The following is a 16,483-nucleotide window of genomic DNA, read 5'->3' as shown; positions in this document are numbered from 1 at the left end:
TAAAAACGAGTATATCGGTGGGTATCTACAAGGGCTAGATAGAGCTATAGATTTGCTGGAATACGCACAGGAAGGGGAATCGTGATGGATGAACGGTTGGAAGAGATAAAAGAATGGCATGAAAATGACGGAGAGATGCATCAATTTCAAATTGACTGGTTAATCGAACAAGCTGAACAAAACTATCGAATTCAAAAAGAAAATGCCAAATTATCTATTATGCTTCGCACAGCGCAATCTGATTTATTCGATATCCAACAACAAAACCAGCGCTATAAAGAGGCTTTGGAGTTTTATGCGGATGAAAATAATCATAGAAAATTGATCATAGACGGAGACACTATGTATTTAGGTAGGTCGATTGCGGAAGAAGATAGCGGAGAAAAAGCACGTCAAGCATTGAGAGGAGAATCCACATGAAAAAAATGTATCGACTGCAAGGTAAACGAAGTCCGAAATAATCGCAGTAATTTGTGTGATAAGCGCTTTGATAAGGCTCTTGAAAGAAAAGTTGTTGAACAACCACAGGCGAGTTGGTTCTGATGGCTAGAGGAAGACCTAAGGGGTACAAGCTGCAGAAAGTAACAGAATACGCCATTTATATCGGTGACGAATTCCAATTCACAGGAACAGCAGAGGAATGTGCTGCAAAGTTAGGTGTCAAACCGGAAACCGTACAATGGTACGCAACTGAAAGTCATATAAAGCGTATGGAAAAAGCAAAATTCGGTGATCCGATTATTTCTGTGAATGTCGGAAGGTGGGAACAGGATGCCTAAAAAGAAACCTTACACATTTCACTGGTGCAAGGATTGCGAATTAGATTTCATTGTCGCCAGAGAAGTAAGGCGTCCAAGTTGCCCAAATTGCGCCGATTCTATCCATGTGGAAGGCGTTCGTGAAATTTGGATAGAAAGACCTTTCAACTACAAAAGACGCTGGACAAGTGATGAGGATGATTTTTTAACGGAGGGCGTCTCAAGAGGTATGACACATGCTGAAATTGGAAAAGAAGTCAATCGGACAGGAAAGGCTGTTACCAGGAGATTAAGCCAATTGAGGAGGTCTCGAAATGAAGAAAATCTATGTCAAAGAAACCACCAAGATAAACCATGATGGAGACAGGATACAGGTAGTTAAAACGTATCACAGCAAGGTAAGGGATTATGATTATGTGATTTTTAGATAGGGGGATGGGAATGTCTAACGAATTACTTGTGAGCGATATTCAAGATAAAATCCAAGAAAAAATGGAGCAATATGAACAAGAAGGCAAAGTGATAAGGTTGGATGAACTTTCGAAGTTAGCAGGATGGATTGCGAATGATGAAGATTATTGATACGTGGAGGATTGATTGAAAATGAAAGTCAAAAAGATGCATCCAGATGCAGTATTGCCAAAATACGCAAAGAAAGGTGATTCCGGATTTGATTTAGTTGCTGTTGAAGATGTGGTAATCGAACCGGGAGAGACAAAATTAGTTAAGACAGGATTAGCATTTGATATTCCAGAAGGCTTTGAAATACAGGTAAGACCACGCTCTGGCATTACATTAAAAACAAAATTGAGAGTACAACTTGGCACAATTGATTCTAATTATCGTGGGGAGATTGGAGTGATTGTGGATAACATATATGAAGACGCCGGCATTGTTGTAGAGGAACAAGGTGATATGTGCCGTGTAAATACAATCAAGGGTGATACAGATGAAGTGCTGGGCAATTACAATGTCACAAGTTATATCATACGTAAAGGTGACAGGATAGCGCAAGGAATACTTGCTCCAGTAGTTAGAGCGGAGTTTAAAGAGGTGGACAAGTTGTCTGAATCAGATCGTGGCAGTAATGGATATGGGTCAACAGGGGTTAAGTATACAGAGGAGGTATAGCATGTGTGAAGATGAAGTGCAAAAGCGAAAGAGCCAGCTTATCAAAGAGCTACATCGCATGGAAATCTATCAAACTAGCGATGGTAGAAACATAGACGAAGTAAGACTATATACACTCGAATGGACTTATATCGAAGCCTTAAACGGGGTAGTGAGAAATGCGGGCTATTAGCAGGGTTAGGCATACCGATAAATACAAATGCCTGGTATTGTGCATCGACAAGGAAAAGTCCGGGTTCGAATGTGTGAAGCCAATCAAGCCAGTAAGGGTGATTGAGAAGATTTATAACAAGCGAGGCAGATATCTTAGGACGATTGAAGAAACTTACTACGAAGCCGTATATGTAAAGGAGAAGGTAAATTGAGCCAAGGTAAGCGTGGAATGGCATTAGAAAATATGATTGAGTATTCCAATAAGGTGTACAAGAACAAAGGCATTGCTCTTATTGATAAAGTTCCCACGCCATGGAGTGTTAGCTACAACAAGAAAAATGGCAGGGTAACCAAAGCATTCCCGCAAAAGAAAGGTACCGTTGATTTTGTCGGAGTGAGTCACGGCCGGCCAATCGCATTTGATGCCAAGAACACAAAAGAGCGTACACGATTTCCTTTATCGAATGTCGAGCAACATCAGGTAGATTATTTAACCCGACATCAAGACCAAGGCGGCATATCATTCTTCATTGTCTATTTTGAGAAGCACCAAGAGGCATATTTGATGCCGATAGACAAGTTTATTGAGTGGTGGGAGGGTCAATCTCAAGGAGGTAGGAAAAGCATCCCATATGAGTGGTTTGTATTGAATGTGGATGTGATTAAGACTGAGAGAGGCGTTCCGTTGGATTACTTGGGGACGATTGATAAAGAGATGAATAGAGCATTGGGAGGTGTTAAGTGATGGAAAAATCAGGCGGAGGAATCAGTTTTGTTAGTTTGTTAACCATATTATTTATTGGATTAAAATTAACAAGCAGAATTGATTGGTCATGGTGGTGGGTGCTGTCACCTGTTTGGATAGGTTTTTCACTGTCAGCAATAGTATTTTTGATTGCATTACTGGTGATGTATTTAGAAGAAAAAAAGAGGCGTAAATACATCAAGAAATTAAGAAGTAAGTGAGGGATTACATGGAAACAAGCAAAATAGAAATCAATTTATCTGAGGACAAAGTGTTAGTGGTTAAAGGCGGTAAATTAAAAGAATATCCTAAGCCGGACAGTGGGTTCGGGAAACAGATTATTAACTGGAATGACGGAAAGATTTGTAACGAGGAAATCCGTTATACGGTGAAATAGGAGGTTATATGGTGTGGAAGTTAGTATATTATCGCTACTCCATCCGTGAAGAATATGAAGCTGATTCAAAAGAAGATGCTTTGAGTTTTGGAGTATACCAATCTGAAATGGGTGAATTAGCAATGTATGAGTTAATAGATCCTGATGGAAACGTTGTGATGAATCATAAGGATTTGTTTAATTATTGGGCTAAATATGATTTTTAATTAAATAACAAGCAATCTATCGAAACAATCGAGGATGGCGTAGAGAGTTGAGGGACTCTTTGCGTTATCCTTTTTTATTTGAGGGGAGTCGGTGAAATGAATATGACAAGCGAACAGATTGAGAATTGGGCGGATGAATTGCTTATGCAGTATGAGGATGGGCGTGCTGAATTACGTAAAATGGGCGATGAATTGAATATGGAGGATTTAAAAGATAAGCAGGATAAAAAACAAATCAATAGCATGATCAATGATATGTCATTTTCTATCGATTGGATGAAAACCGGCCGTCGTCCTGGAAACATGCGTGGAATTGATAAACGTTCGGCTTATCAGCGTCGAGCATTGGTAGATGTGGATTTATTTCCATCTTTAGATATTGGGACTGAAGAAAAAGTTTTATCGCAGGATGAACGCAAGAAAATTATGGACATTTTAATGCTATTATCTCATCGGGAAAGGCAGTGTTTCTTGTTACACCAAGCACAAGGGATGTCGTATGCGGAGATTCACCGGGAATTGAATGTCAGTCGAAGCAGTGTTCAAAAGTACGTTGAGAGGGCTAAGAAAAAAGTGGAAAACGCTCTTTGTCATGCAAGTGTCATGCAAAACCATATTGAGGATGAGAGAGGTTATTTTGTAGATAGAGCACTTTAAAAGATTTGTAATTATATATAAAGACCGTAAGGTCTATTAAGATTAAGCACTATAAATATTATGTAGTGGGAGTTGGTGAGTATGTAATGAATTGGGATGAAATTAGAAAAGAATATGAGAATAGCAAAATCACATTAAAGGATTTGGCTGCAAAGCATAATGTGAAATTGGGTACTTTGAAAAGCAGAAAGAGTAGGGAAAAGTGGTCGAGAGGTGCAACTAAAAAGGATGCAACCGAAGCAAAAAGGATGCAACCCAAAAAAGGTGCACCTAAAGGTAATAAAAATGCAGTAGGAAATAGAGGGAACCCTAATCCAATACCTAAGTTTGCAAAACGCAACACAAGTGCAGTTACTCATGGTTTGTTCGCTAAGTACATTCACCCTGAACAGCAGGAAATTATCGATAGTATGCAGGACATGACAATTGCTGATCAGATATGGATGCAGATTGAAATTAAGTTTTCGGCTATTATTCGATTACAGAAAATAATGAGGGTTGAAGATGAACATGACCATTTGAGAGAGATATCAGGAGAGAGTAAAAAAAGCTTCCAGGGTGATAGTACAACCTATAAAGTTATATATGCTCATGAACGCTTTGAATCATATATAAATGCACAATCAAGAGCGATGGCTGAATATCGTAATTTAGTTAAGCAATTCCTGGATATCACAGATGAGTTTGACGAACGTCGATTAAGACTAGATGCAATGCAATCCAATATTGATAGGAATAAAGCCGAAACAAAGAAAATAGCGAAAGAAGATGAAGGCAACGACCCACCAGTAATTAATATCATTGATGCGTGGGGGAATGGTGATGGCTAAACAAGTAACAGTCAACATACAAAAAGAGATCAATCCTCACTTTAAGCCTGTTTGGACAACAGATAAGCCGTATAACATCTTAAGAGGTGGCCGTAACTCGTTTAAGTCTTCTGTCATTGCTCTAAAACTCGTATTTATGATGCTGCTTTATATTACGATGGGCAAAAAGGCAAATGTAGTAGTCATTCGTAAAGTTGCCAGTACAATACGTGATTCAGTCTTTCTGAAGATTCAATGGGCACTTGAAAAGTTTGGAATACTAGGCGAGTTTAAGTCGACTGTAGCTCCATTTAAATTGGTTCATAAAGCGACTGGATCAACCTTTTACTTTTATGGTTCTGATGACTTCCAGAAGCTCAAATCAAACGATATTGGTGATTTAATAGCTGTATGGTACGAGGAAGCTGCAGAGTTTGGTAGCAATGAAGAATTTGACCAAACCAATACAACGTTCATGAGGCAAAAACATGATGATGCTGACATGGTTCGGTTCTTTTGGAGTTACAACCCTCCAAGAAATCCATACAGTTGGATTAACGAATGGTCAAACAGCATGACTGGTGAAAAAGGTTGGTTAGTTCACGATTCCAGCTATAAGAATGATGAATTGGGATTCGTTACTGCACAGATGCTGCAAGATATAGAGCGTATCAAAAATAACGACTATGACTATTATCGTTACCTCTATCTTGGTGAACCGGTTGGCTTAGGTACCAACGTATACAATATGAGCTTATTTAAGTCTATGAGCGAGCTTCCTAGTGATGATAGAGTTATATATCTATTTTACTCAATGGACACAGGACACAGCGTTTCTGCTACGTCCTGTGGGTGCTATGGACTGACTGCTAAGGGTAAAGTGATTCGGTTGAATGGTTATTACTATAGTCCAGCTGGTCAAGCTAATAAAAAGGCTCCTAGTGATTTATCCAAGGATATATATGAATTTATTAAGGCTACAGCAACTCAAGCGCCGTATAAAGGTGCAAGAATTAAGAAACGTACTATTGATAGCGCTGAGGGGGCTTTAAGGAATCAATACTATAAAGACCACGGACAGCACTGGAAACCTGTTAATAAGCTTAAAAAAGTAGATATGGTGGATTACGTACACGACCTTCTTGCACAAGGTCGTTTTTATTATCTTGAAAATCCATTGCCTACTGGATTAAAACATTGTGATAGCAACGATATATTCATTGAAGAGCACAAAAAGTACATGTGGATTGAGGGCACACAGAACAGTGATAATCCTCAGGTAGTTAAAGAGGATGACCATACTGTCGACGAATTCCAATATATGTGCGTGTCGAACGCAAGAGACTTGCGATTGAAAGTGTAATTGAAAAAGGTGGAGGAGTGAATATTACATGGCTAAAGTTTATTCGAAGGTTGATTTTACACCAGGAGATACGATAGAAAGTGCTGTAAATCAGTTGTTGGAACACAAAGATAAAGGTGAGTTGGCATACGGTGTATTTAATGGTGTCAGACTCCATTCAGATACTGTAACAATGGATGAGGCGTACAAAGAGATTACCGGAATGACCAAGGCGGATTTTTGTGAATACATCAAATGATCCGAAGTGAATTTCTGAGATAGATTAGGGGGTGATAGCTTGAATGTTATTGACCGTATTAAAAACTTGTTCAAGAGAGGAGGTTATGCATTGAGTGGACAGACATTACAGACGATAAACGATCATGAGAAAATAAACATTGACCCAGCTGAATTAGAGCGTATTGAACGTGATTTCAGAGAATATAAAGGCAGTTATCCGAAAGTCGAGTATTATAACTCATATGGGCAAAAACAGAAACGTGATTACATGACATTGAATATGGTCAAATTGACGTCTGAATTGCTATCTGGGCTTGTATTCAATGAACAGTGTGATATATCCATATCCGATGAATCAGAAGATAACAAGACCAATACATTCAAATCGGCTGATGATTTTATTAAACATGCTTTTGAACATAATGATTTCAAAAAGAACTTCATGAGATACCTTGACCCTATGTTTGCTACTGGCGGGCTGACAGTAAGGCCATACGCAAATGCTGAGACAGGTGAAATTGAGTACTCATGGGCACTAGCGAACGCTTTTTATCCGTTGCGAACCAGCTCAAATGGGATTGCAGAAGGTGTGATGAAGTCGGTAACCACTGAAATAAAAGGCGGTAAGGAAGTGTTTTACACTCTATTAGAGTTTCATGAGTGGGATAAAGATATATATGTCATTACCAATGAATTATACAAGTCTGATAATAAAGGTGAGGTTGGCAAACGCATCCCTCTTTCTGATTTATACCCGGATTTGCAAGAAGAGACGAAAATCGCAGGTCTGACACGTCCACTCTTTAATTATTTGAAGCCTGCTGGGTTTAACAATATCAACCCTCACAGTCCGTTGGGGTTAGGACTCACAGATAATTGTAAGCCTACTCTTAAGCAAATAAACGATACATGGGATCAATTTAACTGGGAAGTGCAGATGGGGCAGCGGACTGTGTTTGTTAGCGATTATATGCTTAGTACAAGGGAGACAGAAGACGGGAAGCCTCCAGTGCAAATATTCGATACGAATACCAATGTTTATAAATCTTTGCAAATGGATGGTGAAACTGACCTTATTAAGGATGTTACTAATGACATTCGAACCGAACAGTACACTGATGCTATCAACCAATCGCTTAAAACACTTGAAATGCAACTGCAGCTATCCGTTGGAACGTTTTCATTTGATGGTAAATCAGTAAAGACAGCAACTGAAATTGTGAGCGAGAACAGTTTGACTTATCGCACACGAAATAACCATGTCAATGAAGTTGAGAAGTTTGTTAAAGGGCTAATAGTCTCTACGTTGGAACTAGCCAAAACAATTGGACTATTTGACGGTGAAATACCTACATTCGACAACATAGGAGTTGATTTTGATGATGGTATCTTCCAAGACAAGACACAACAACTTAACTATATTGGTAAAGCCAAGGCACTTGGTCTTATACCCTCCGTAAAGGCTATAGAAAAAGTATTTGAGCTACCGGAGGATATCGCGGAAAAGTGGTATGAGCAAATTCAAAATGAACTGCTGGAGATGGAGCCACACAATATATCTGATAGAGCATCGAGGGAAATATTCGGTAATGAGGAGTGATTAAATGGTTAAATATCGGAAGAAACCTGTTGTAATTGAAGCTATTCAGTATAACGAGGATAATAAATCCGAATGTATAGATTTTATTAAAGGGGACTGGAGTAACCCTCTTGATGGTTCGGTTAAATTGAATCAAAATGGCGAGTTCTTCATCAGAACACTTGAAGGACTCATGAAAGTATCTAATAGTGATTACATTATCAAAGGTGTTAAGGGAGAATTTTACCCTTGTAAGCCCGATATATTCGAAAGTACCTATGAAAAGATGTGATTGAATGGTCAAACCTAAAATTACTCCCTTTCAGCTTGATTTGTGGTCTAGCAACATGTCACATCTCTACAACAGCCTTGAAGGCGAGATAATACGAATCATTATTAGACGGCTTAAACGTGGCTCTGATGATATTACCATGTGGCAAGCGCAGAAGCTACAGGAGTTACGTTTATTTAACAGCGAGGTCACAAAGCAGTTATCAAAGGTCACAGGTGTTGCTGAAACGCAAATTAAGGCCATGTTTGAGAATGCGGGCAAGGATATCGTTCAAGACATAGACAAAGCGATGCCTTACGAAACCAAACCAATGCCGAATAACCTTGACAACACCATGAGAGCTTATTACAACCAGTCATGGAGTGAGATTGATAATTATGTTAATCAAACGCTTATTACCACTTCATATGGTGTAGGGCAAGCACAACGGGCATTTACCGATACGCTTAACCGTACATCTGCTATGTTCAATTCTGGCTTATATAGCTTTGAAGATTCACTAGAACGAGCCGTCACCGAATTAGCGCAAAAAGGTATCGGTTCAGGCATGATTGACCGTGGAGGGCATAGATGGTCATTAGAGGGCTATACACGCACCGTTTTAAAGTCAACGCTTGGTAATACCTATGACAAGTTACGAAAAGACCGAATGGCAGAGTATGATGTGCATACGGTGGTTGTTACAAGTCATGCTGGTGCAAGGAAGAAATGCTCTATTATCCAGGGGAATGTAGTGGATTTAAGATTGCCCGGTGAAATACCTGCTGACAGCGAATATAAATCAATATATGACCCATATTGGGGTGCTGACTATGGAACAGCAGGCGGTCATCGTGGTAAACAATTCATGCCACGTAACGATGTGAACCTTATTACTCAAGGGTGTTTAATTATACGGTATAAATTGTAGACACGAGAACAATTGTTTGGTATAATTAAGCTAACGGGGAAACCTCTAGAAGGCAATCCCGTGCTAAGTCTTGAGGGGGTATTAAAAATGATAGGTGTTTATAAAATTACGAATGAAATAAATGGAAAAATGTATATCGGGGCAAGCACTAGGTTGATGAAGAGGAAAACAGAACACTTCAAACCATCTAGAATAAAGGCTTACAAAGATAGATTGCCGATTTATCACGCTATGGATAAATACGGCAGAGAAAACTTTGTCTTTGAAATAATCGAAAAAACCACTGCTGAACAGTTGGACGAAAGAGAAGAGCATTACATCAATAAATACAACACAGTTGAAGAAGGCTATAACGTTGTAAGTACTTCTCATAATACGCACGATAGAGAGTACACAAAAGAAGTGCATGGGTCGTTCTTCACTGAATGGAATAAAAAGCAATGGAAGAATGAGGAGTATCGAAAAAAACGCTCTAAACATTCTTCGTTGGTGCAGAAAGAAAGATTGAAAGACCCCGAATATTTAGCTGAGAAGTCTAAGCAGTTGAAAAAATATACAGATTCCATTAAGAAACCTATCGAGCAATATGACAAACAAGGAAACCTCATCGCTGTTTACGATGGTGTTAGAGAAGCTGAAAGAGCAACGGGGATAGGTAGTGCTCAAATAAGCGCAGTGGCACTAGGGAAGCCGAAGCGAAAATCAGCAGGTGGATTTGTTTGGAAATATTCCCAAGAGAAAAGTGTAGAGACTATCGAAAGCGATTAGGCATCCGTTAAGGGTGCTTTTTTAGTGAGTAGAGTAGGGTGGATGTTGAGTTACCACTCGAAGCGCATCGCACGTTTTATTACGTGAAGATATAGTCCGACACTCCTAGTGATAGGAGATTAACAGAATATAGGTGAATTGCAATCATTTGCATGTGCCATTTATTCCGGGTGTGAATACGAATAATCAGCCCGAATATGACCAAGAGCTTAACGAACAGGTCGCAAAGGCAAAAGACACTCAACGTCGAATTGAGCGTGAAATAGTGAAATACAAGAAGAACCTCATGGTTGCTGAGGAATTAGGCAGTGATAAAGCTAGTCATTGGCGCAAGATGGTGTCGAGACGTCAAAAGGCTATGCGTGACCATTTATCGGCTAACGATGTTAACAACAACTATTTAAGCCGGAATTATAAACGTGAGAAGGTTTATACGCCTTTAGATACATTGTTAAAGGACTTTTCTTATAGAAATTAGGAGGGATTGCACTTTGTTGCCAAGTAGAGTTGTAGTCGCAGGAATAAATTATGAAATAAAAGAAGTAGACGGACTGGCAGAAGAACACAACCTTGGCGGTCAGATACTTTATGAAAAAGGGATTATAAAAATTGATTCCAGCATGTGTAAAGATAAAAAAGAGCAAGTTCTTGTCCATGAAATACTACACTCAATCTTTAATGAAGCTGGTTATAACGAACAAGATGAAGATATGGTCAATCGTTTAGGTATTGTGCTATACCAAGTGTTTAAAGATAATAACTTGCATTTTGGCGAGATAGAAGAAGTTGAAGAGGTTTCTTTTTATGATGGTGTATCAGTAAACGAAAGGAAGTGATCCCTATCTCCTAGCTACAGGTAGTAGCCTTTGTATATTTGAGAGGGTGGTTCTTTGGATAAACAAAAAATATATGAATTATTCGGTATCATTTTAGATACTTTATATGATTTACAAAAACAAGACCCTGAATTGAGCCAAGAAGAAATCGACCATGACCATATGATTTTGGAAACAAAAATCAAAGAGATATTAAATATGAATTAATCAGCACCTAGCAGACAACGTTAGGTGCATTTATTATGCCTTTTACTCAAAGTAGGAGGACAACAAAGGTTTACGCTGTACCCATTGGAAACAGCGCTTATTATGCAAGGAAAAGGATCTTGCAATGTATTCCTGCAAGTGAGGGGCATGCTCTTCATGTAAGTTTTGTGCATTGCTAAGCATTTTTATTAAGGGCACCGGCGGTAGGCTTGTAGGGGTCGGGGCAAGTTGAATGTGAGGGAGTAGACTTGCAAGCGTGCATATTCCTTTAGGTCACAAGGGTGTTGCTGAACACCATATCAATGGCCACTCTCCGCATGAGGGGAATATGATGCGACACGCCGTCCTAACCCTGACTAGGACGATAAATATAAATGTCAGATTAGGGAATGTGCATAGACTTTGACTTTTGGAAATGAGCCGTTTCTGTTGCATATGAGCGTTAAGCTCCTATAAAAGCAGCAGAGCGAGCAATTGGGATGCACTATACAATGGTTGGTTGCCATTGTTATACTATCTACCACGTGTAGAAAAGGAATCGGGTTTTCTTAAGGAGATTACCTGTTTTTGACTTTTGGGATCGAGGCTAACTCGATCGACGTCCTGAGCATAGACGTTAAAAGGCTTTTTTATTATGGTGGCGGAATAGGTAGACGCAGATAAGCCCGTTACGCAAACAAAGGGAGCAGGGGAGCACGTTTTATAACGTGATGTGTACCCCAAAACACAAAGTTTGCATGTAAGGTGCAAATCCTTACCCATAATTGACCTAAGCAAGTCATTAAAAGGCTTATTTATTATGCCCTTTTTAAAGGCTTGGGGTAAAACTAAGCGATACCTTACTGCATGAGGTGTGACATGCTAAAAAACATTAATAAGGAGCTAATATAGATGAATTTAAAAGAATTATTAGGTGAAGAGCTGTATCAACAAGTCATGGATAAAGCTGGTGACAATAAGATTGCGGTTGTATCTGATGGAAATTGGTTCCCGAAAGAGAAATTTGACAACAAGAATCAAGAGGTAAAAGATTTGCAAGACCAAATCAAAGACCGCGACAAGCAATTGAAAGACTTGGGTGATAAAGCGAAAGGTAACGATGAATTAACAGCGGAGATTGATCGATTGAAGCAAGAAAACAAAGATACTCAAACAGAGTATGAAAACAAGTTATCGCAACAAGCATTTGATTTCGCATTAGATAAAGCATTATCTGGTGCTAAAGCAAAGAGTGCGAAGGCTGTAAAACCCTTTCTCGATATCGAAAATCTGAAATTAGATGGAGAAAAGATCATCGGATTGGATGAGCAATTGAAGACGGTAAAAGAAAATCAAGATTATCTATTTGAGGCTGATGGACAAAAAACGCCTCCACCTCAATTTGTCAATCCAGGCAACCCTAACGGAGGTGGTAGCAATACACCGAAAAGCATTGCTGATATGACTTATCAAGAACTGGCAGACTTAAAAACGAATAACCCTGCTCAGTTCGAACAATTAACTAAAAATTAGTAAAGGATGATGAAACATGCCAGATTTAACAAGATTACAAAATTTAATTGATCCAGAGGTAATGGCTGCAATGATTTCTGCGCAGCTGCCTAAAGCTATCAAATTTAGCGGTATTGCTCCGGTAGATAACGTTTTGGAAGGACAACCGGGTTCAACTATTACAGTGCCTAAATATAAATATATCGGCGATGCCGAGGACGTTGCAGAAGGCGAAGCAATTCAGTACGAACAACTCGAAACAGACACTGATCAGTACACGATTAAAAAAGCTGGTCGGGGTGTGAAATTAACAGATGAATCCGTACTATCCGGTTATGGTGACCCTGTAGGTGAAGCGCAACGTCAGATTCGCATGGCTATTGCATCCAAAATCGATAATGACATCGTAGAGACAGCACTAACAGCACCGTTAGCAGTTAACCACGATATTGATTTAGATTTGATTGACACACTAGAAAACGCCTTTGTGGACGCTCCTGATAACTTTGAGGATGTCGATACGCAAGGCGTTTTATTCTTGTCTTACAAAGATGCAGCTAAACTACGGAAGGAAGCAGCGCAGAACTGGACTCGCTCTTCTGATTTAGGTGATAGAATCCTAATTACTGGTGCATTTGGCGAATTGTTAGGATGGGAAATTGTACGATCCATGAAAATTGAGGAAGGTCATGGATTCGCTGTTAAAGCAGGTGCGTTACGCACTTATACTAAACGCGGTCTTTTGGCTGAATCCGGTCGAGATATGGACCATAAGTTGACTAAATTCAACGCTGACCAGCACTATGCGGTGGCTTTGGTTGACGAATCTAAAATCGTGCGCATTGAGCCTGCTGATGGTGATTCGGGGGAGTAACAACCCCGGAAATTGACAATGTCACGCCAACGACTGACGGGGCAGTCATTAATTTAACTTAAGTAAAGGAGGATTTTCATGCCTTTTAAAATTTACAAAGGTGACGAGGTAGTAACAGAGGGTGAAAGCCCTCTTGAAATCACAGGATTATCACCAAACACAGATATTGCTGCAGGTGAATATCAGGCAGTTAGAGTAGAAGACGACAGAGAATCTGAAAGAGTAGATATCCCTGCATTTAAGACGTTGCCTATTGATGTAACAGGGGTTTCGTTATCTCCAAAGACATCCAACGCAGAGGCTGGTGCAGCCGGAAATCGTCAATTGAACGCCACTGTATCACCAAGCAATGCAACAAATAAGGCTGTATCATATGCAATTAGCCCGGATGCTGATGGTTTAGCTGTAAGTGGTGCTGGTAACATTACATGGACTGAAAGCACGCCAGCAGGCATATATACAACCACTGTAACCACAGCTGATGGTGATTATACAGACTCTCATGTACTGACTTTGACAGAACCGGAACCTGAACCAGAAGAACCGGGAGACGGTGATGGAGAAGAAGGTGAATAATAATGCCTTATTTGACGTTTGAAGAGTTCAAAGGTCTGACTAGCAAAGATATAGGTGATGAGGCATTCAACGCCCTTTTACCTAAAGCATCGGCTATCTTGGACAATATCACCAATCACTTTTATGTGCATGTTGACATTGAAAAAGACAACAAATGGCGAGTAAACAAGTTTAAAGATGCTCTTGTAGCTCAGATTGAATATTTTCATGTGTTGGGTGCTACGTCTTACGAGGAAATCAACAACAGCCCTCAATCATTTACTGCTGGCCGTACGAGTGTTACTAATCCTAGCCGATATAGCTCAACGGGGCAAAACGAAACAAAGCCACTAGCAGCAGAAGATGTGTATATTTATCTTGAGGGAACTGGATTACTCAACAGGGCGGTGATGGTATGGTAATGCCTAAGCCGCCTAAAGACTTTTGTATTGATTCCTTCGTATATGAGGAATTTGTTGAAGAGAATTGGAATACAGGTCCCGTTTATAAAGAACCTATAAAAATTGAACATTGTCGGATTGATAGAGGTGCGCAATACAGTCAATCGACGTCCGGTAAACAATTGCTGTTTAATGCGGTTATTTTTTGCTATGAGGGCATAACCACACCATTACCAGCATTTAAACCAGAATCTAACATTCATTTTGATGGCATTGACCACAAATTAACTGATGTTATACCAATCTATGAGGCTTATGACAATGTTATTTTCTCATACGAGCTGGAAGTGGTCTGATGCGCATTGATATCAATTTAGATGGAGCAAAGCGAAAAATGAGCCAACAGAGCGTAAATCGGGGACAGTATGCTTTGGCTAATCAAGGCTTAGCAGACATGAATCCGTTTATACCATTTAAAGATGGTGCATTGTCTGGCACGGGTGCAGTTGACGCAGATGGTAAGGAGATCACCTGGAACACGCCATACGCGCGGAAAATGTTTTATATGTATATGCATAACTACACGACACCCGGAACTGGACCACGTTGGGATAACAAAGCAAGTGGAATCCACATGAAAGACTGGCTAAACGCATTTATAAAGGGGGCTAATTGGTAATGGATTTTTTAGATAGATTAGTAGATGAAGTGAATAGCATTGATAGGCTCCCTATTAAATGTGAGCCGGGATATTTGGGTGAGGCTGAATCATTTGTTGTTTATCCTATACCTGGTTCCAGGGTTGTAAATGAGTATTTCAGCGGTGTGAAAGACCAGCAACTAAACTATGAATTTGCAATGAAATCAAGGGTGCCAGGAAATATCCATAGCACTTTATGGGTTGTCCAGAATGCCCTTGAGCAAATTGATAGTATCACTAGTAACGATGGAAGTTTTGAATTTGATGAATTAATTATTACCAACAAACCATTTATTAACCAGGCGGATAGCCAAGGATGGTTTGTTTTTTTATTGGATATACAAGCAAAAATTACAACATTTAATAAGGAGAGTGTAAAGAATGGCTAAATTTAAAAACGCCTTGCGAGGGCATTTTATCCAACCGTATGAGGTGGGTCAAAAAGAACCTAGTACGGATGAATGGTTAGAACTCGCTGAATGGATTACGGACATTAGTGATGATACAAATGAGGAAACGGAAGATATTGCATACTACAGTGGTGATGGCACGCCGGAAACAGAAGTAACGTCTGTGGCTATGGGGTATTCCTTTGAAGGAACATATGATTCTGAAGATGCTGCACAAGCTCACATCGCTGGTTTAAGATTCAAGCTAGGTCAAGGCCGTAAAGTATGGCATCGAGTTGTGTCTGCTGATGGCAAAGAGGAATTTGTTGGACGTGCAACTGTTTCAGCAATCGTCGCTGGTTCCGGTGCTGCATCTGATTATGAAGCGTTTAGCTGCACCATCCGTTTTGATCAACTACCTAAAGTCAATAAATTGGATGATGGTAATGGCGACGGTGGGTCGGGGGAGTAACTAGCCCCGAGGTTGTATCAGTCAACCCAACGACAAGCGGGGCGACAGTAGATTTAGAGTAAGAGGGGCTTATGCTCCTCTTTTTTTATTATAAGGAGTGATTACATGTCAGATATTCAAATAGATATCCAACGGACTGGATTCCCGGTCAAAGTTGGCGAAATTGATCTATGGTTCGATTCATCTCATGAAAACCTAGTACACTTTTTTAAATTGGCCGAACAGGTACAAAAAGAGTCAGAGAAAAGCATCGAAGAAATGAAAAATATTGAAATGCCAGAGGATTATTTAAATGATCTATCAGGAGCTCATCAAGAAGGTATGAAGTTTATTGATTATCAGAAAAAGCAAACAGCTATCGAGTATGACTTAATGTTTGGCAAAGGTACTTTCAAGAAGCTTTATGAAAAATATCCGGATTACGTTTCTTTGCAGAATGCACTTAGAGCTATTAATGAAGCGATTCAAGAAAGAATTGTACAGCAAGAAGAAGAACGAGCAAAAGAAGTCGACGCAAAAACAGAAGAAGTATTAAGAAACAAAGCAAAGAAGCAAGCTAAAAAGAAGTAGG

Annotated in this window: 30 protein-coding genes; all 30 read left to right on the top strand. The window is 39.6% G+C overall.

Annotated elements, in window-relative coordinates; translation table 11 throughout:
* Window positions 1-84: 84 nt before the first annotated feature.
* Window positions 85-420, top strand: coding sequence for a hypothetical protein (locus IEX29_RS23630; RefSeq protein ID WP_188737851.1), 336 nt, complete (start codon window positions 85-87; stop codon window positions 418-420).
* 122 nt (window positions 421-542) lie between these two features.
* Window positions 543-779 (top strand): hypothetical protein, encoded by a 237-nt coding sequence (locus tag IEX29_RS23625; protein WP_188737849.1) that lies wholly within the window; start codon window positions 543-545, stop codon window positions 777-779.
* Window positions 772-1,116 (top strand): hypothetical protein, encoded by a 345-nt coding sequence (locus tag IEX29_RS23620; protein ID WP_188737847.1) that lies wholly within the window; start codon window positions 772-774, stop codon window positions 1,114-1,116. The genes IEX29_RS23625 and IEX29_RS23620 overlap by 8 nt, the downstream gene beginning before the upstream one ends.
* A gap of 83 nt (window positions 1,117-1,199) precedes the next feature.
* A complete protein-coding gene (locus IEX29_RS23615) occupies window positions 1,200-1,340 on the top strand; it encodes a hypothetical protein (protein ID WP_188737845.1) in 141 nt (46 codons plus the stop codon).
* 21 nt (window positions 1,341-1,361) lie between these two features.
* Window positions 1,362-1,889: a dUTP diphosphatase gene (locus IEX29_RS23610; protein WP_188737843.1), complete on the top strand. Its 528-nt coding sequence runs from the start codon at window positions 1,362-1,364 to the stop codon at window positions 1,887-1,889.
* 1 nt (window position 1,890) lies between these two features.
* Window positions 1,891-2,061 (top strand): hypothetical protein, encoded by a 171-nt coding sequence (locus tag IEX29_RS23605; RefSeq protein WP_188737841.1) that lies wholly within the window; start codon window positions 1,891-1,893, stop codon window positions 2,059-2,061.
* Between the two features lie 189 nt (window positions 2,062-2,250).
* Window positions 2,251-2,787 carry a Holliday junction resolvase RecU gene (gene recU, locus IEX29_RS23600; RefSeq protein ID WP_229720357.1) on the top strand — a complete coding sequence of 179 codons (537 nt, stop codon included), beginning with the start codon at window positions 2,251-2,253 and terminating at the stop codon, window positions 2,785-2,787.
* Window positions 2,787-3,008, top strand: coding sequence for a hypothetical protein (locus IEX29_RS23595; RefSeq protein ID WP_188737870.1), 222 nt, complete (start codon window positions 2,787-2,789; stop codon window positions 3,006-3,008). Before recU ends, IEX29_RS23595 begins: the two co-directional genes overlap by 1 nt.
* An 8-nt stretch (window positions 3,009-3,016) precedes the next feature.
* Entirely contained in the window at window positions 3,017-3,184 is a 168-nt protein-coding gene (locus IEX29_RS23590; protein WP_188737839.1) for a DUF3954 domain-containing protein, read from the top strand.
* Window positions 3,185-3,192: 8 nt separating this feature from the next.
* Window positions 3,193-3,390 (top strand): hypothetical protein, encoded by a 198-nt coding sequence (locus IEX29_RS23585; protein WP_188737837.1) that lies wholly within the window; start codon window positions 3,193-3,195, stop codon window positions 3,388-3,390.
* Between the two features lie 96 nt (window positions 3,391-3,486).
* A complete protein-coding gene (locus IEX29_RS23580) occupies window positions 3,487-4,047 on the top strand; it encodes a sigma-70 family RNA polymerase sigma factor (protein ID WP_229720356.1) in 561 nt (186 codons plus the stop codon).
* An 86-nt stretch (window positions 4,048-4,133) separates the two neighbouring features.
* A complete protein-coding gene (gene terS / locus IEX29_RS23575; protein WP_188737835.1) occupies window positions 4,134-4,877 on the top strand; it encodes a phage terminase small subunit in 744 nt (247 codons plus the stop codon).
* Window positions 4,870-6,219: a PBSX family phage terminase large subunit gene (locus tag IEX29_RS23570; protein WP_188737833.1), complete on the top strand. Its 1,350-nt coding sequence runs from the start codon at window positions 4,870-4,872 to the stop codon at window positions 6,217-6,219. Before terS ends, IEX29_RS23570 begins: the two co-directional genes overlap by 8 nt.
* A 28-nt stretch (window positions 6,220-6,247) precedes the next feature.
* Window positions 6,248-6,457: a hypothetical protein gene (locus IEX29_RS23565; protein ID WP_188737831.1), complete on the top strand. Its 210-nt coding sequence runs from the start codon at window positions 6,248-6,250 to the stop codon at window positions 6,455-6,457.
* Between the two features lie 39 nt (window positions 6,458-6,496).
* Entirely contained in the window at window positions 6,497-8,038 is a 1,542-nt protein-coding gene (locus tag IEX29_RS23560) for a phage portal protein (RefSeq protein ID WP_188737829.1), read from the top strand.
* Between the two features lie 4 nt (window positions 8,039-8,042).
* Window positions 8,043-8,309 (top strand): hypothetical protein, encoded by a 267-nt coding sequence (locus tag IEX29_RS23555; protein ID WP_188737826.1) that lies wholly within the window; start codon window positions 8,043-8,045, stop codon window positions 8,307-8,309.
* A 4-nt stretch (window positions 8,310-8,313) separates the two neighbouring features.
* A complete protein-coding gene (locus IEX29_RS23550; RefSeq protein ID WP_188737825.1) occupies window positions 8,314-9,219 on the top strand; it encodes a phage minor capsid protein in 906 nt (301 codons plus the stop codon).
* An 87-nt stretch (window positions 9,220-9,306) separates the two neighbouring features.
* Window positions 9,307-9,987 carry a GIY-YIG nuclease family protein gene (locus tag IEX29_RS23545; protein ID WP_188737823.1) on the top strand — a complete coding sequence of 227 codons (681 nt, stop codon included), beginning with the start codon at window positions 9,307-9,309 and terminating at the stop codon, window positions 9,985-9,987.
* A 133-nt stretch (window positions 9,988-10,120) separates the two neighbouring features.
* Window positions 10,121-10,465: a phage minor capsid protein gene (locus IEX29_RS23540; protein WP_188737821.1), complete on the top strand. Its 345-nt coding sequence runs from the start codon at window positions 10,121-10,123 to the stop codon at window positions 10,463-10,465.
* A gap of 13 nt (window positions 10,466-10,478) precedes the next feature.
* A complete protein-coding gene (locus IEX29_RS23535; protein WP_188737819.1) occupies window positions 10,479-10,823 on the top strand; it encodes an ImmA/IrrE family metallo-endopeptidase in 345 nt (114 codons plus the stop codon).
* Between the two features lie 54 nt (window positions 10,824-10,877).
* A complete protein-coding gene (locus IEX29_RS23530; RefSeq protein ID WP_188737818.1) occupies window positions 10,878-11,030 on the top strand; it encodes a hypothetical protein in 153 nt (50 codons plus the stop codon).
* Between the two features lie 891 nt (window positions 11,031-11,921).
* Window positions 11,922-12,542: a phage scaffolding protein gene (locus tag IEX29_RS23525; protein WP_188737816.1), complete on the top strand. Its 621-nt coding sequence runs from the start codon at window positions 11,922-11,924 to the stop codon at window positions 12,540-12,542.
* Between the two features lie 16 nt (window positions 12,543-12,558).
* Window positions 12,559-13,395 carry a N4-gp56 family major capsid protein gene (locus IEX29_RS23520; protein WP_188737814.1) on the top strand — a complete coding sequence of 279 codons (837 nt, stop codon included), beginning with the start codon at window positions 12,559-12,561 and terminating at the stop codon, window positions 13,393-13,395.
* Window positions 13,396-13,473: 78 nt separating this feature from the next.
* Window positions 13,474-13,971, top strand: a complete 498-nt coding sequence (locus tag IEX29_RS23515; protein ID WP_204799068.1) for a phage tail protein — start codon at window positions 13,474-13,476, stop codon at window positions 13,969-13,971.
* A gap of 11 nt (window positions 13,972-13,982) precedes the next feature.
* The gene (locus tag IEX29_RS23510; protein WP_444544101.1) at window positions 13,983-14,372 is read left to right on the top strand and encodes a head-tail connector protein; all 390 of its coding nucleotides are present in this window, start codon (window positions 13,983-13,985) and stop codon (window positions 14,370-14,372) included.
* The gene (locus IEX29_RS23505; RefSeq protein ID WP_229720354.1) at window positions 14,372-14,707 is read left to right on the top strand and encodes a putative minor capsid protein; all 336 of its coding nucleotides are present in this window, start codon (window positions 14,372-14,374) and stop codon (window positions 14,705-14,707) included. Before IEX29_RS23510 ends, IEX29_RS23505 begins: the two co-directional genes overlap by 1 nt.
* The gene (locus IEX29_RS23500; RefSeq protein WP_204799067.1) at window positions 14,707-15,030 is read left to right on the top strand and encodes a minor capsid protein; all 324 of its coding nucleotides are present in this window, start codon (window positions 14,707-14,709) and stop codon (window positions 15,028-15,030) included. The genes IEX29_RS23505 and IEX29_RS23500 overlap by 1 nt, the downstream gene beginning before the upstream one ends.
* Window positions 15,030-15,440: a phage tail terminator protein gene (locus IEX29_RS23495; RefSeq protein ID WP_188737808.1), complete on the top strand. Its 411-nt coding sequence runs from the start codon at window positions 15,030-15,032 to the stop codon at window positions 15,438-15,440. The genes IEX29_RS23500 and IEX29_RS23495 overlap by 1 nt, the downstream gene beginning before the upstream one ends.
* Window positions 15,433-15,912 carry a phage tail tube protein gene (locus IEX29_RS23490; RefSeq protein WP_188737806.1) on the top strand — a complete coding sequence of 160 codons (480 nt, stop codon included), beginning with the start codon at window positions 15,433-15,435 and terminating at the stop codon, window positions 15,910-15,912. Before IEX29_RS23495 ends, IEX29_RS23490 begins: the two co-directional genes overlap by 8 nt.
* A gap of 105 nt (window positions 15,913-16,017) precedes the next feature.
* On the top strand, window positions 16,018-16,482 hold the full coding sequence (locus IEX29_RS23485; RefSeq protein ID WP_188737804.1) for a hypothetical protein: 465 nt from the start codon (window positions 16,018-16,020) through the stop codon (window positions 16,480-16,482).
* The last annotated feature ends 1 nt before the right edge of the window (window position 16,483 follow it).

Origin of the sequence: Oceanobacillus neutriphilus, from assembly GCF_014645515.1 — a bacterium.
GTDB lineage: Bacteria > Bacillota > Bacilli > Bacillales > Amphibacillaceae > Oceanobacillus > Oceanobacillus neutriphilus.
The sequence above is the reverse complement of the archived record's forward strand: the minus strand, read 5'-3'. Positions and strand labels throughout refer to the sequence as shown.

What these genes read in the sequence shown, in the direction of transcription:
- IEX29_RS23630 (WP_188737851.1), top strand. Translation starts at nt 85, where the DNA reads ATGGATGAACGGTTGGAAGAGATAAAAGAATGGCATGAAAATGACGGA.
- IEX29_RS23625 (WP_188737849.1), top strand. Translation starts at nt 543, where the DNA reads ATGGCTAGAGGAAGACCTAAGGGGTACAAGCTGCAGAAAGTAACAGAA.
- IEX29_RS23620 (WP_188737847.1), top strand. Translation starts at nt 772, where the DNA reads ATGCCTAAAAAGAAACCTTACACATTTCACTGGTGCAAGGATTGCGAA.
- IEX29_RS23615 (WP_188737845.1), top strand. Translation starts at nt 1,200, where the DNA reads ATGTCTAACGAATTACTTGTGAGCGATATTCAAGATAAAATCCAAGAA.
- IEX29_RS23610 (WP_188737843.1), top strand. Translation starts at nt 1,362, where the DNA reads ATGAAAGTCAAAAAGATGCATCCAGATGCAGTATTGCCAAAATACGCA.
- IEX29_RS23605 (WP_188737841.1), top strand. Translation starts at nt 1,891, where the DNA reads ATGTGTGAAGATGAAGTGCAAAAGCGAAAGAGCCAGCTTATCAAAGAG.
- IEX29_RS23595 (WP_188737870.1), top strand. Translation starts at nt 2,787, where the DNA reads ATGGAAAAATCAGGCGGAGGAATCAGTTTTGTTAGTTTGTTAACCATA.
- IEX29_RS23590 (WP_188737839.1), top strand. Translation starts at nt 3,017, where the DNA reads ATGGAAACAAGCAAAATAGAAATCAATTTATCTGAGGACAAAGTGTTA.
- IEX29_RS23585 (WP_188737837.1), top strand. Translation starts at nt 3,193, where the DNA reads ATGGTGTGGAAGTTAGTATATTATCGCTACTCCATCCGTGAAGAATAT.
- IEX29_RS23580 (WP_229720356.1), top strand. Translation starts at nt 3,487, where the DNA reads ATGAATATGACAAGCGAACAGATTGAGAATTGGGCGGATGAATTGCTT.
- terS (WP_188737835.1), top strand. Translation starts at nt 4,134, where the DNA reads ATGAATTGGGATGAAATTAGAAAAGAATATGAGAATAGCAAAATCACA.
- IEX29_RS23570 (WP_188737833.1), top strand. Translation starts at nt 4,870, where the DNA reads ATGGCTAAACAAGTAACAGTCAACATACAAAAAGAGATCAATCCTCAC.
- IEX29_RS23565 (WP_188737831.1), top strand. Translation starts at nt 6,248, where the DNA reads ATGGCTAAAGTTTATTCGAAGGTTGATTTTACACCAGGAGATACGATA.
- IEX29_RS23555 (WP_188737826.1), top strand. Translation starts at nt 8,043, where the DNA reads ATGGTTAAATATCGGAAGAAACCTGTTGTAATTGAAGCTATTCAGTAT.
- IEX29_RS23550 (WP_188737825.1), top strand. Translation starts at nt 8,314, where the DNA reads ATGGTCAAACCTAAAATTACTCCCTTTCAGCTTGATTTGTGGTCTAGC.
- IEX29_RS23545 (WP_188737823.1), top strand. Translation starts at nt 9,307, where the DNA reads ATGATAGGTGTTTATAAAATTACGAATGAAATAAATGGAAAAATGTAT.
- IEX29_RS23525 (WP_188737816.1), top strand. Translation starts at nt 11,922, where the DNA reads ATGAATTTAAAAGAATTATTAGGTGAAGAGCTGTATCAACAAGTCATG.
- IEX29_RS23520 (WP_188737814.1), top strand. Translation starts at nt 12,559, where the DNA reads ATGCCAGATTTAACAAGATTACAAAATTTAATTGATCCAGAGGTAATG.
- IEX29_RS23515 (WP_204799068.1), top strand. Translation starts at nt 13,474, where the DNA reads ATGCCTTTTAAAATTTACAAAGGTGACGAGGTAGTAACAGAGGGTGAA.
- IEX29_RS23505 (WP_229720354.1), top strand. Translation starts at nt 14,372, where the DNA reads ATGCCTAAGCCGCCTAAAGACTTTTGTATTGATTCCTTCGTATATGAG.
- IEX29_RS23500 (WP_204799067.1), top strand. Translation starts at nt 14,707, where the DNA reads ATGCGCATTGATATCAATTTAGATGGAGCAAAGCGAAAAATGAGCCAA.
- IEX29_RS23495 (WP_188737808.1), top strand. Translation starts at nt 15,030, where the DNA reads ATGGATTTTTTAGATAGATTAGTAGATGAAGTGAATAGCATTGATAGG.
- IEX29_RS23490 (WP_188737806.1), top strand. Translation starts at nt 15,433, where the DNA reads ATGGCTAAATTTAAAAACGCCTTGCGAGGGCATTTTATCCAACCGTAT.
- IEX29_RS23485 (WP_188737804.1), top strand. Translation starts at nt 16,018, where the DNA reads ATGTCAGATATTCAAATAGATATCCAACGGACTGGATTCCCGGTCAAA.